General features: G+C 66.2%; 13 protein-coding genes. 12 read left to right on the top strand and 1 reads right to left on the bottom strand.

Translation table 11 applies throughout. From position 1 onward, the window contains the following. Positions 1–76 precede the first annotated feature (76 nt). The 3 genes from ACTZWU_RS07375 (at position 77) to ACTZWU_RS07365 (ending at position 1730) form a co-directional block, all read left to right on the top strand. Positions 77–592, top strand: coding sequence for an Lrp/AsnC family transcriptional regulator (locus ACTZWU_RS07375; protein WP_444736713.1), 516 nt, complete (start codon positions 77–79; stop codon positions 590–592). A 21-nt stretch (positions 593–613) separates the two neighbouring features. Next, positions 614–970, top strand: coding sequence for an arsenate reductase (glutaredoxin) (gene arsC, locus ACTZWU_RS07370; RefSeq protein WP_444736712.1), 357 nt, complete (start codon positions 614–616; stop codon positions 968–970). A gap of 175 nt (positions 971–1145) precedes the next feature. Continuing rightward, positions 1146–1730, top strand: a complete 585-nt coding sequence (locus tag ACTZWU_RS07365) for a CHAP domain-containing protein (RefSeq protein ID WP_444736711.1) — start codon at positions 1146–1148, stop codon at positions 1728–1730. A 47-nt stretch (positions 1731–1777) separates the two neighbouring features. On the opposite strand, the gene iscR is transcribed toward ACTZWU_RS07365, so the two are convergent. Beyond that, a complete protein-coding gene (gene iscR, locus ACTZWU_RS07360; RefSeq protein ID WP_444736710.1) occupies positions 1778–2236 on the bottom strand; it encodes a Fe-S cluster assembly transcriptional regulator IscR in 459 nt (152 codons plus the stop codon). A 195-nt stretch (positions 2237–2431) separates the two neighbouring features. On the opposite strand from iscR, the gene ACTZWU_RS07355 reads away from it, so the two are divergent. The 9 genes from ACTZWU_RS07355 (at position 2432) to folE2 (ending at position 12285) form a co-directional block, all read left to right on the top strand. Further along, positions 2432–3094 (top strand): alpha/beta hydrolase, encoded by a 663-nt coding sequence (locus tag ACTZWU_RS07355; RefSeq protein WP_444736709.1) that lies wholly within the window; start codon positions 2432–2434, stop codon positions 3092–3094. A 64-nt stretch (positions 3095–3158) separates the two neighbouring features. Continuing rightward, on the top strand, positions 3159–4274 hold the full coding sequence (locus ACTZWU_RS07350; protein WP_444736708.1) for an HD domain-containing protein: 1116 nt from the start codon (positions 3159–3161) through the stop codon (positions 4272–4274). Positions 4275–4368: 94 nt separating this feature from the next. Beyond that, positions 4369–5580, top strand: coding sequence for an NADP-dependent isocitrate dehydrogenase (locus tag ACTZWU_RS07345; protein WP_444736707.1), 1212 nt, complete (start codon positions 4369–4371; stop codon positions 5578–5580). 165 nt (positions 5581–5745) lie between these two features. Next, positions 5746–6414, top strand: coding sequence for a phosphoribosylformylglycinamidine synthase subunit PurQ (gene purQ / locus ACTZWU_RS07340; protein ID WP_444736706.1), 669 nt, complete (start codon positions 5746–5748; stop codon positions 6412–6414). A 185-nt stretch (positions 6415–6599) separates the two neighbouring features. Further along, complete coding sequence (locus tag ACTZWU_RS07335) at positions 6600–8315, top strand: sensor histidine kinase (RefSeq protein ID WP_444736878.1); 1716 nt, start codon at positions 6600–6602, stop codon at positions 8313–8315. A gap of 21 nt (positions 8316–8336) precedes the next feature. Further along, positions 8337–9662, top strand: coding sequence for a sigma-54-dependent transcriptional regulator (locus ACTZWU_RS07330; RefSeq protein ID WP_444736705.1), 1326 nt, complete (start codon positions 8337–8339; stop codon positions 9660–9662). 57 nt (positions 9663–9719) lie between these two features. After that, positions 9720–9926, top strand: coding sequence for a YgaP family membrane protein (locus tag ACTZWU_RS07325; RefSeq protein ID WP_444736704.1), 207 nt, complete (start codon positions 9720–9722; stop codon positions 9924–9926). Between the two features lie 95 nt (positions 9927–10021). Beyond that, positions 10022–11206 carry an O-succinylhomoserine sulfhydrylase gene (metZ, locus tag ACTZWU_RS07320; RefSeq protein WP_444736703.1) on the top strand — a complete coding sequence of 395 codons (1185 nt, stop codon included), beginning with the start codon at positions 10022–10024 and terminating at the stop codon, positions 11204–11206. Between the two features lie 101 nt (positions 11207–11307). Continuing rightward, positions 11308–12285, top strand: a complete 978-nt coding sequence (gene folE2, locus ACTZWU_RS07315; RefSeq protein ID WP_444736702.1) for a GTP cyclohydrolase FolE2 — start codon at positions 11308–11310, stop codon at positions 12283–12285. Positions 12286–12400 lie beyond the last annotated feature (115 nt).

The raw sequence follows: 12400 nt of genomic DNA, 5'->3' as shown, positions 1-12400 counted from the left end.
TCTCTATATAGAATTTTGTTCTGGATTCTTGCGAGTGGTCGCGCAAAATAAGGATGAACGCAGCGCGGGTGCCATCATGCCGGAACCGATTTCCCCAGAAGCGGCCTCTGGCCAAACGCCCGTCCGGCTGGACGAGGTGGACCGCAAAATCCTGTCCCTGCTGCAACAGGATGCCAGCCTGTCGCTGGACCAGATCGCGGACCGTGTGGGGGCGTCAAAGACCCCCGTCTGGAACCGAATCCGCAAGCTGCGCGAGGCGGGCGTGATCCGGCGGCAGGTCGCCATTCTGGACCCCGAGGCCTTGGGGCTGGAGGCCTGCTTCTTCGTGCTGATCCGCACCAGCGAACATGACAAGGACTGGGCCGCCCGCTTTCTGCGCGCCCTGCGCGAGCGTCCCGAGGTCGTCGAGGCGCACCGGCTGGCGGGCGATATCGACTATATCCTCAAGGTGCAAGTCAGGAACGCGCGGGCCTATGACCGTTTCTACCAGTCGCTGATCGGCGAGGTGAAGATCCACAACGTCACCGCGCTTCTGTCGATGGAGGAGATCAAGGCCTCGAGCGCGCTTCCCATTCCCGACGCGGCGGGTTAGATCGCCCGCATGGGCAATCCGGTGATCTGGCACAAGCAGACCTGTTCGACCTCGCGTTGGGTGCTGGGGGTCTTGCGCGATGCGGGCCTTGCGCCCGTGGTGCGCGATTACATCGGTGATCCCCCGTCCGAGGCCGAGTTGCGCGACGTGCTGGCCCGGCTGGACCTGACCGCGCGCGGCCTGATCCGCCGCAAGGGGACGCCCTTTGCCGATCTGGGGCTGGGCGACCCGGACCTGTCCGAAGATGCGCTGATCGCCGCGATGGCCGCGCATCCGATCCTGATCGAGCGGCCCGTGGTTCTGGCCGCGCATGGCGCGGTCCTCTGCCGCCCGAAAGAGCGCGTTTTCGATCTGTTTCCCCAGGCGAAGCCGGTCTAGTCGCTGCGTCAAGTTTTTTCGCAGCGGGGCCTCCGCAGCGATCGGCGGAAAAGTTCCCTCGAACTTTTGGCACTGGCGGAAAGCCGCGCATGGTTTCAGGCCGGGCTTGGCGAATGGCATCCCCTCGGGCCAAGGTCGCGGCGATAGTGATCCCGACAAAGAACAAGCGCCACAAATGACGCCCATCAAGACCCGGATTTCCGCCCTCCGCGCCGCCCTGGCCGTGATGCTTCTGCTTGGCGTGGCCGCCTGCGCGACCCCGGATGCCGGCGGTTCGGCCCCCGGCGCCTATGCGGGCCAGTCGATGAGCCTGCTGCCCCATCGTCAGGAAATGGCCATCAGCCAGGCCGCCGCCAAGCGCGCCCAAGGCCAGCGCGTCTGGTGCGTGCCCTTCGCGCGGGACCTGAGCGGGATCAACCTTCGCGGCAATGCCGGGACCTGGTGGAATGCGGCCTCTGGCGTCTATGCGCGCGGGAACAAGCCACAAGTTGGCGCGGTGATGGTGTTCTCGGCCGGGCGCAACCTGCGCGTCGGGCATCTGGCGGTCGTGTCCGAGGTCGTGAACCCGCGCGAGATCCGCGTTGACCACGCGAATTGGGTGCGCAACCGCGTCACCCTGCGCCAGCGGGTCGTGGACATCTCGCCCCGCAATGACTGGTCGATGGTGCGCGTCGAAAGCGTGCCCGGCACGCTTGGGCGGCCCTATGCGATCAGCGGCTTCGTCTATAACCAGCCGCTGACCCGCGCGCAGGGGGTCTGATCGCAGGGTCTGATCGCAGGGTCAGAACGGGGCGCCTCAGGGCGCCCTTATTCGTCCACCACGTTCAGGATCTGCGGCAGGGCCGGGCAGGGCAGCAGCTGGTTCTTCGCCACATCGGCCAGCGTGTGATTGTGCAGGAACACATAGACATGCGCCGACAGGCTTTCCCACAGCCGGTTCGACAGGGTCTGCGCGCGCGAGCCCGACACCCCGCCCGAGGCGCCCGCGCCGACATGCATCGCGCTGACCGTCTCGTCCACGGCTTCGAGGATCTCGGCCACGCGGATCGTCTCGGGGGCGCGGGCCAGCCGGTAGCCGCCGCCCGGACCCCGGACCGAGGCCACCAGCCCGGCCCGGCGCAGGCGAACGAAAAGCTGTTCGAGATAGGGCAACGAGATGTCCTGACGCCGCGAAATCTCGGACAGCGAGGTCAGTTCCTCGCTTTTGGCGATGGCCAGATCGACCAGCGCAATGATCGCGTAACGGCCCTTGGTCGAAAGTTTCATCCCGTCCTCCCGGTTTGGCTGGCGCTGTCACCGCGAGACGGCATTCCTGCCTGCCCGTGTTGACGCGCTTGGCTAAGGCGCGCTATGCCCGGCCTCAAAGGTTTCTCGTGCTGGCCGCAGGCTTGCCCAAGGCACCCGTCTAGAAGCCCCGCGCCGATGCGTCAAGAAACCCGGACCGCCCTGTAAAGGAAGACCATGCCAGAGCTGATTTTCCCCGGCCCCGAAGGCCGCCTCGAAGGCCGTTACCACCCCCAGCCCGGCAAGCCCGACGCCCCCATTGCCATCGTCCTGCACCCCCACCCCCAATATGGCGGCACGATGAACAACCGGGTCGTCTATAACCTGCATTACGCATTCCACCGGCTGGGCTTCACGGTCATGCGCTTCAACTTCCGGGGTGTGGGCCGCAGCCAGGGCGAGTTCGATCAGGGCATCGGCGAGCTGTCCGACGCGGCCTCGGCGCTGGATTACCTGCAGGCGATGAACCCGAATTCCAAGCATTGCTGGGTGGCGGGCTTCAGCTTCGGCGCCTGGATCGGGATGCAGCTGCTGATGCGCCGCCCCGAGATCACCGGCTTTATCAGCGTGGCGCCGCCCGCGAACATGTATGACTTCAGCTTTCTGGCGCCTTGCCCGTCCTCGGGGCTGATCGTGAACGGCACTGCCGACCGCGTGGCGCCGCCGAAGGACACGCAGAGCCTGGTCTCGAAGCTGCGCGAGCAGAAGGGGATCACCATCACGCATGAGGAGATCGAGGGCGCGGATCACTTCTTCCGCGACGACGAGACCCACATGAAGCCGATGATCGATCTGGTGCAGACCTATGTGCGCCGCCGCCTGACCGAATCGACGCGCTGAGCCGAGGGCGCCGGGGCTCTGCCCCGGACCCCGGGATATTTGGACCAAGGCAAAGGACAGGGCCGTGCTGGACGGGACGATGGCATTTCTGTGCGAGGCGGACCGGCTGAAATCGGTCGATCGCGCGAATGTGCTGATGGATCTGTCGCGGCCCGAGAACAGCGCCGAGCACAGCTGGCATGTCGCGCTTTACGGGCTGGTCTTCGGGGCCAGCGACCGCGCGCTGGCCATGATCCTGCTGCATGATCTGGTCGAGATCGATACCGGCGATCATCCCATTCATCTGTCCCATGATGCCGCGCGCGTGGCCGAGGCCGAGGCACGGGCCGCCGGGCGGCTGTTCGGCCTGCCGGATGGCGGCGCGGTGCTGCATGCGCTATGGGCCGAGTTCGAGGCCGCCGACAGCCCGGATGCGCGTTTCGCCAAGCGCATGGATCATGTGCAGCCGCTGTTTCAGGTGCTGCAGGCGGCGCGTCCCTTGCCCGATCATGTCGCGATCGTGCGCGACAATCTGGATCGCGGGCGGGCGGCTCGGCTGACTGTGGAATGGCCCGAGGTTGTGGGTGCGGCGCGGTCTCTTTTGTCGGGGCGCGAGGTCGGGCAGGGCGACCTGGCCCGGCGGCTGGCCTTTCTGGCCGAGGCGGACCGGCTGAAATCGGTCCTGCGCGCGAACCGTCTGGTCGATGGAAGCCGCCGAGAGAACACCGCCGAACATAGCTGGCATCTGGCGCTATACGCGCTGGTGCTGGCTGGTCTGGCTCCGGCGGTGGATATCGGGCGCGTGATCCGGATGGCGCTGATCCATGATCTGGTCGAGATTGATGTCGGCGATGTGCCTTTGCATTCGGCCGGCGGTCTGGCGCATGGCGCACCCGAACGGCGCGCCTCCGAGGAGCGGGCCGCGCAGCGCCTGTTCGGCCTGTTGCCCGAGCGGCAGGGGCGGGCGCTGATGGCGATGTGGCAGGAATTCGAGGCCGCCCGCACGCCCGAGGCCATCTTTGCGAAGGGCCTGGACCGGTTTCAGCCCGCCTTTCAGAACCTGGCATCGGGCGGGGTGGGCTGGCGCGAATACAGCGTCACGCTGGATCAGGTGCGGGGACGGGTCGGCCCGGCCGTCCGGCTGGCCTCGGCGCCGCTTTGGGATTGGCTGGACGAACGCCTCGTGGCGCATTTCGCCTGACGCCGCAGCGTAGCATACCACGGCATACCGGCTTTCCAAACCCGGACTTTCTGGCTATAGCCCGGTCATCGAATCCAACGCCAAGGGGGCTGCCATGTCGAAGATCAAGGTCGAAAACCCCGTCGTCGAGCTCGACGGCGATGAAATGACCCGGATCATCTGGGACTTCATCAAGCAGAAGCTGATCCTCCCCTACCTGGATGTCGACCTGAAATACTACGACCTGGGCATCGAGGAACGCGACCGCACCGACGACCAGATCACCGTTGATGCCGCCGAGGCGATCAAGCGCTACGGCGTCGGCGTCAAATGCGCCACCATCACCCCCGACGAGCAGCGCGTCGAGGAATTCGGCCTCAAGAAGATGTGGCGTTCGCCCAATGGCACGATCCGCAACATTCTGGGCGGCGTGATCTTCCGCGAGCCGATCATCTGCAAGAACGTCCCGCGGCTGGTGCCGGGCTGGACCCAGCCCATCGTGGTCGGCCGCCACGCCTTTGGCGACCAGTACCGCGCCACCGATTTCCGCTTCCCCGGCAAGGGCAAGCTGACGATCAAGTTCGTGGGCGAGGACGGCGAGACGATCGAGCATGAGGTGTTTCAGTCGCCTTCGGCCGGTGTCGCCATGGCGATGTACAACCTGGATGATTCGATCCGCGACTTTGCACGCGCCTCGCTGAACTATGGCCTGATGCGGAAATATCCGGTCTACCTGTCCACGAAGAACACGATCATGAAGGCCTATGATGGCCGCTTCAAGGACATCTTCCAAGAGGTCTACGAGGCCGAGTTCGAGGACCAGTTCAAGAAAGCCGGCATCCATTACGAACACCGCCTGATCGACGATATGGTGGCCAGCGCCATGAAATGGTCTGGCGGCTATGTCTGGGCCTGCAAGAACTATGACGGCGACGTGCAGTCGGACACCGTCGCGCAGGGCTTCGGCAGCCTCGGGCTGATGACCTCGGTGCTGATGACACCGGACGGCAAGATCGTGGAATCGGAAGCGGCCCACGGCACCGTGACGCGCCATTACCGCGAGCATCAGAAGGGCAATGCGACCTCGACCAACTCGATCGCGTCGATCTTTGCCTGGACGGGCGGCCTGAAGCACCGCGCGACGCTGGACGACAACGCCGCGCTGATGAACTTCGCCCAGACGCTGGAAAAGGTTACCGTGCGCGCCGTGGAAGACGGCCACATGACCAAGGACCTTGCCCTTCTGGTCGGCCCCGACCAGAAGTGGCTGACCACGATGGGCTACCTGGAAAAGGTCGACGAATATCTGAACAAGGCCTTGGCCTGATCTGACAAAGGGGGCCGGGCCAACGCCCGGCCCCTTTCATTTGGCCCTTCTTCTTCACGCAAATATCCCGGGGGAATCGCCCGGAACGGGCGATGGGGGCAGCGCCCCCTTTCTTTGGCGGCCAAGCTGCGCTATGGCCCGGCCATCCCAGCACAGGAGCCGCAGATGAAAGCCGCTGTCGTCACTTTCCCCGGATCGAATTGCGACCGTGACCTGGCGGTTGCGCTGGAACAGGCCGGCGCCGATGTGCAGCGCGTCTGGCACAAGGACAGCGCCCTGCCCGAGGGGCTGGATCTGGTCGCGGTTCCGGGCGGTTTCTCCTATGGCGATTACCTGCGCTGCGGCGCCATCGCGGCCCATTCGCCCATCGCGGCCGCCCTGCGCGCCCATGCCGAACGCGGCGGTTATGTGCTGGGCATCTGCAACGGCTTTCAGGTGCTGACCGAACTGGGCCTTTTGCCCGGCGCGCTGATGCGGAATGCGGGCCTGACCTTCCTGTGCAAGCCCGCCACCCTGCGGGTCGAGACCACCGACAGCGCCTTTACCGTCGGGTATCAGGCGGGCCAGCAGATCAGCGTGCCGGTCGCCCATCACGACGGCAATTACCAGATCGACGCCGAGGGGCTAGCCGCGCTGCGCGATCAGGACCGGATCGCCTTTACCTATGCGCCTGCCATCAATGGCTCGGTCGCCGATATCGCGGGCGTGGTGTCGGCCAATCGCCGCGTTCTGGGGATGATGCCCCATCCCGAGCGCGCCGCCGACCCGGTGCTGGGCGCCACGGATGGCGCGGCGCTGTTCGCCGGGTTGGTCGGGCGCCTCGCACTGGCGTGAGGGTCGCGCCGCGCCCGCGTGCTTGAGCGCGGGGCGCGTTGGGCGTAGATTGCGCCAATTCTGCCGCGATGTCACAAGGCTGGCGCGGCGTGCGTGATCGGATGGACCGGCGCTTGGATATTGGCGAAGACATCGAGGACGACAGCCCGGCCCTTCGCATCGGGCGGCGCTGGTCGGTGCTGTGGCTGCGCGCGGGGCTAGTGCTTCTGCTGGCGGCGGCGGGCGCCTCGATCTGGTTCACCAATGCCTGGCTGACCGAGCGTTTCTCGGAAAACATCCGGGTCCGGTCGGAACTGCGTCTGGCGCTGTATAGCGGCAACCTGATGTCGGAATTGCAGCGCAATTCCGTCGTGCCGCTGCTGCTGGCGCGCGATCCGGCGCTGATCGGGGCGCTGACGGGCAACGATTTCTCGACCACGTCGGCGCGGCTGATGACCGCGCAGAAGGAAATCGGCGCGGCCTCGATCCGGCTTCTGGACGGGTCGGGCAGGGTGGTCGGCTCGACCGACCGCTACCAGATCGGCGCCAACATGTCCGCCGCCCCCTATTTCGTCGAGGCGCTGCGGTCGCGCGATACGGTCTTTACCGTGTCGGAACAGGCATCGGGCGCTTACGATTTCAGCTATTCCCGCGCGGTCGTGGCCGATGGGCGCACGCTTGGCGTGATCGTGGTCGGCGCGGACCTGACGCGGCTGGAACGGTCATGGGCGGGCATTTCCGACGCCGTCGCCGTGACCGACAGCGAAGGCCAGATCATCCTGACGACCGAACCGCGCTGGCGCGGCCTGACCCTGTCCGAGGCGCTGGCGGTCAGGTCCGCGCCTTCGGCCATCCAGCGGGCCTTTCAGGTGACGGCCGACTGGACCAGCCAGCCCGCCGACGCCTATCTGCTGGGCCGCGCCGTGATGCGGTCCGAGGCGCGGGTGCCCTTTCGCGGCTGGCGGATGATCAGCTTCACCGCCTATTCCTCGGTGCGCGAGCGCGTGAACGCGATCCTTGCGCTGCAGATCATGGGCTTTGCGATCCTGCTGGCGGGCGCCTTCTGGATGCTGTCGCGGCGCGCCCGGCTGCAATCGCAGGCCTATATGCGCGAATCCGCGGACCTGCGCGCCCTGAACGCCCGCCTTACGCGCGAGATTGCCGAACGCGAGCGGGTGCAGAAGGAACTGCGCGTGGCCGAGCAGACCATGCAGCAATCCTCGAAGCTGGCGGCCTTGGGCGAGATGTCGGCGGGCGTCAGCCACGAGCTGAACCAGCCTCTGGCCGCGATGAAGACCTATCTGGCGGGCGCGCGGCTCTTGCTGCAGCGGGGCCGCCCCGAGGAGGCGCTGTCCAGTTTCCAGCGCATCGACGATCTGATCGACCGGATGGGCGCGATCACGCGGCAGCTGAAATCCTATGCCCGCAAGGGCGGCGAGGCGTTCGAGCCGGTGGACCTGCGCGCGGCGCTGAGCAGCGCGCTGACCATGATGGAGCCGCAGCTTCGGACCCGCCCCATCCGCATCATCCGCAACGTCCCGCGCGAGCGGGTGATGGTGCTGGCCGACCGTATCCGGCTGGAACAGGTGCTGATCAACCTGCTGCGCAATGCCGTCGATGCCCTGCGCGACCGGCGCGACGCGCGGATCGAGATCAGCGTCGAGGCGGGCGCTCACGCCTATGTGTCGGTGCGCGATAACGGGCCGGGTGTCTCTGACCTGGAAAAGCTGTTTGAACCCTTCTGGACGACCAAGAAGCCGGGCGAGGGAACCGGGCTGGGCCTTGCGATTTCATCCTCCATCGTGGCGGATTTCGGGGGCCGGCTGACCGCGCATAACGAAACCGAAGGCGGCGCGGTGTTCCGCGTCGAGTTGCCGCTGCATGTGCCGGGCCGACCCCGGCAGCCGCTGGCGGCCGAATAGAGCAGGAAGAGAGGATCGCAGATGTCCCGCAAGCTGAAGATCGCCATCGTGGACGATGAACCGGACATGCGCGAATCGATCAGTCAATGGCTGGTCCTGTCGGGGTTCGAGACCGAGACCTATGCCAGCGCCGAGGACGCGCTGAAGGTGATCGGCCCGGACTGGCCCGGCGTGGTGGTCAGCGACATCCGCATGCCCGGCATGGACGGGATGGCGTTCCTGAAACGGCTGATGGGGCTGGACAGCAGCCTGCCCGTCATCATGATCACCGGCCATGGCGATGTGCCGATGGCGGTCGAGGCAATGCGGATCGGCGCCATGGACTTTATGGAAAAGCCCTTCAATCCCGACCGCATGACCCAGCTTGCCAAGAAGGCCACGCAGATGCGCCGCATGACCCTGGACAACCGCGCCCTGCGCCGCGACCTGTCCGAGGGCCAGCAGGTCATGTCCAAGCTGATCGGCACCAGCCCGGTGGTCGAGCGTCTGCGCGAGGACATTCTGGATCTGGGCCAGGCCGATGGCCATGTGATGATCGACGGCGAGACCGGCACCGGCAAGACGCTGGTCGCCCATGCGCTGCATGCCGTGGGGCCGCGCGCCTCGAAGAAGTTCGTGCCGATCTCTTGCGCGGCCTATGACGACGAGACGCTGGCGGCGCGGCTGTTCGGCCCTCTGGATGACGGCTTGCCCGCCGTCGAAGAGGCGCGGGGCGGCACGCTGTGCCTCGAGGATGTCGAGGCCATGTCCGAGCCGCTGCAGGCGCGTCTGCTGGCCTTCATCAGCGATCAGGGCACGCCCGCCGAGACGCGGATCATCGCCATCAGCAATGCCCGCGGCGAAGGGCGCCGGGCCGAAGATTCGCTGCGGCCAGACCTGTTCTACCGCCTCTCCGCGCTGAAGATCACGCTGCCCCCGCTGCGCGCGCGGGGCGAGGATATCCTTGTCCTCTTCACCCGCATGACCGAGCAGTTTTCCGAGGAATACGGCTGCGAGCCCCCTCAGGTCAGCGCGCAAGAGGCCGCGCAGCTTTTGCAGGCGCCCTGGCCCGGCAATATCCGCCAGCTGATCAATGTGGCGGAACGCGCGGTGTTGCAAAACCGGCGCGGCTCGGGCTCGATCGCGTCCTTGTTGATGGCGGATGGCGACGAGACGCCCGAGGCGACCACGACCGAAGGCAAGCCGCTGAAGGAATATGTCGAAAGCTTCGAGAAGATGCTGATCGACAACACGATGCGCCGCCACAAGGGCAGCATTGCCGCCGTGATGGAGGAATTATGCCTGCCGCGTCGGACCCTGAACGAGAAGATGGCGAAATACGGCCTTCAGCGCGGCGATTACCTGTAGGCACCCGCGTGGCTCCGTGATACATTCCTGTGCGCGAATGTATCACGGAGAATGACCATGACCTGCAATGTCGGCGGCCTTGACCGCATCCTGCGTCTGGTTCTGGGGCTGGCGCTTCTGGCGGGCTTCGTGCTGAACAGCGGCTCTGACCTGCGGTGGCTCTATCTGCTGGGCATCGTGCCGCTGGCCACCGGCGCGGTGCGGTTCTGCCCGCTCTACACGCTGCTGGGCGTCAATACCTGCGCTCCGCGCGAAGGTCGCTGACGCCGGGACTACGGCGAAGGGATGGCCTTGGGGCCAGCGGGCTTGCCATGGGCGGATGCGCCTTGTAACGGGCAATCCGCAGCAGGAGTCACCCCATGAGCGCAGCGAACGACAAGACGCCCCATCCCCGCACGCAGGCGGTCCATCACGGCAGCCGGCGCAGCCAGTATGGCGAGATGGCCGAGGCGATCTTTCTGACCCAGGGCTTCGTCTATGACAGCGCCGAAGCCGCCGAGGCGCGCTTTCAGCAGACGGGCCCGGACGAGTTCATCTATGCCCGCTACGGCAACCCCACCAGCCGCATGTTCGAGGACCGCATCGCCGCGCTGGAAGGGACCGAGGACGCATTCGCCACGGCCAGCGGCATGGCCGCGGTCAACGGCGCGATGTTCGCCATGTGTAAGCCCGGCGATCACGTCGTGGCAGCGCGGGCGCTGTTCGGGTCGTGTCTTTACGTGCTGGAGCTTCTGGCGAAGTTCGGGGTCGAGGTCAGCTATGTCGATGGCACCGACCTTGACCAGTGGCGCGCCGCGATCCGTCCCGGCACGCGGGCGGTGTTCTTCGAAAGCGTCTCGAACCCCACGCTCGAGGTGATCGACCTGCGCGCCGTGGCCGATCTGGCCCATGCGGCGGGGGCGACGGTCGTCGTGGACAACGTCTTTGCCACGCCGGTCTTTTCCCGCGCGGTCGAGCAGGGCGCCGATGTCGTGGTCTATTCCGCGACCAAGCATATCGATGGCGGCGGGCGCGCGCTGGCGGGCGTGATCTGCGGCACGCGTCATTTCGTGCGCGAGGTGGTCGAGCCCTATCTGAAGCATACCGGCGGCGCGATCAGCCCCTTTCACGCCTGGATCATGCTGAACGGGTTGCAGACGATGGACCTGCGCGTGCGCGCCCAGGCCGAAAGCGCGGCTGCGGTGGCGGCGGCGCTGCATGGCGATCCGCGGCTCAGCCGGGTGATCTATCCGGGCCTGCCCGACCATCCCCAGCACGATCTGGCGATGGCGCAGATGGGGTCGGGCGGCACCATGATCGCCTTCGAGGTCGCGGGCGGCAAGGAGGCTGCTTTTGCGGTGCTGAACCGGCTGCGGATCATCCGCATCTCGAACAACCTGGGCGATGCGAAATCCATCGCCACGCATCCGGCGACCACGACGCATCAGCGTCTTTCGGATGCCGACAAGGCGCATCTGGGCATCACGCCCGGCCTTGTGCGTCTGTCCATCGGTCTGGAGGATGCCCGCGACCTGATCGACGACCTGTCTCAGGCGCTTGGCTGAGTGCATCATTATGTCGCGCGCTCACGTGCCTGTGTTTCGCGCGGCAGCCCTTATCAACGGCCGCGACTGATCTATATCAATCCGACATCGCCGGAGGTACCATGACAGAGATCCGTCCCCTGACCGCCGCCTATCCCGCCTTGGCCCGCCATTACGACGACGGCTTCACCGTCGATCAGGCCTACAAGGACAGCCTGCCCGACCTGCAGAACGGGCCTGCCAGCCTGATCGTCGGCGCCCATGCCCCCATCCAGCATGTCGGGATCTCGAATTTCCGGCTGCCGATCCGCTATCTGACGCGCCCGGATGCGGGCGGTGCCGAGGGCGAGATCACGCTGGAGACCAGCGTGACCGGCAGCGTCAGCCTGGAAGCCGACCGCAAGGGCATCAACATGTCCCGGATCATGCGGTCCTTCTATGGCCATTCCGAGACGCTGTTCAGCCTGTCGGTGCTGGAAGCCGCGCTGGAGACCTACAAGACCGATCTGGACGCGCTGGATGCCCGCATCCAGATGAAGTTCTCGTATCCGATGAAGGTGGACAGCCTGCGGTCCGGCCTGTCGGGCTGGCAGTATTATGACGTCGCGCTTGAGGTGGTCGAGCAGAACGGCCAGCGCCTGCGCAACATGCATCTGGATTACGTCTATTCCTCGACCTGCCCCTGTTCGCTGGAATTGTCGGAACATGCCCGCCAGACGCGCGGGCGGCTTGCGACGCCGCATTCGCAGCGTTCCATCGCGCGCATCTCGCTGGTGATGGCGGGCCCCGAGCGGCTGTGGATCGAAGACGTGATCGAGTTGTGCCGCCGCGCCGTGCCGACCGAGACGCAGGTCATGGTCAAGCGCGAGGACGAGCAGGCCTTTGCCGAACTGAACGCCGCGCATCCGATCTTTGTCGAGGATGCGGTGCGTGCCTTTGCGGGACAGCTGATGGCCGACAGCCGCGTCGGAGATTTCCGCGTGGTGGCCAGCCATCAGGAATCGCTGCATTCGCATGACGCGGTCAGCCTGCTGACGCGGGGTCCGACCTTTGCCCAGGTCTCGCTGGACCCGATGACCTTCGCGGGCCTGCGCGCCTGATCGCGTCCCGCCACGGCGGGGGGCCAGCCCCCCGCACCCCCCGCCGGGGGCGCTTCGCCCCCCGGACCCCCTGACGCACCGGGCCTCATGGGGTCCAGTTATGGAACGGATGGCG

The organism is Paracoccus sp. NSM, from assembly GCF_052379855.1.
Taxonomy (GTDB): Bacteria; Pseudomonadota; Alphaproteobacteria; order Rhodobacterales; family Rhodobacteraceae; genus Paracoccus.
The sequence above is the reverse complement of the archived record's forward strand: the minus strand, read 5'-3'. Positions and strand labels throughout refer to the sequence as shown.